This is a genomic window from Staphylococcus croceilyticus (assembly GCF_002902575.1).
GTDB lineage: Bacteria > Bacillota > Bacilli > Staphylococcales > Staphylococcaceae > Staphylococcus > Staphylococcus croceilyticus.
In genome coordinates this window covers 1-237 of sequence record NZ_PPRD01000146.1, presented here as the reverse complement: position 1 = coordinate 237, position 237 = coordinate 1, and the positions used below count along the sequence as shown (strand labels likewise).

Here is a 237-nt window from a genome sequence, read left to right as displayed (position 1 = left end):
CACATGATTGGGGTAAATTAGGTACAAACATCGTAGGTATCGTAGAAAACGGTGCAAGCGTATTAGGTAAATTATTCGGTTTCTAATAAACCTTGAATATTCATAAAAAATTAGTATTAAAAAATAAAAATTAACGAATGGAGCGATTTACATGTCAAAATTAGTAGAAGCAATCTCAAACGCAGTACAAGCAGGTCAATCACACGATTGGGCTAAATTAGGTACAAGCATCGTAGG

At 33.8% G+C, this 237-nt stretch carries 2 protein-coding genes; both read left to right on the top strand.

Annotation, left to right across the window (positions count from 1 at the left end):
- On the top strand, positions 1-86 hold an 86-nt coding region (locus tag CD128_RS11720; protein WP_231917345.1), incomplete at its 5' end, for a beta-class phenol-soluble modulin.
- Between the two features lie 65 nt (positions 87-151).
- Positions 152-237, top strand: an 86-nt coding sequence (locus tag CD128_RS11715) for a beta-class phenol-soluble modulin (RefSeq protein ID WP_103330034.1), incomplete at its 3' end; no start/stop codon positions are given.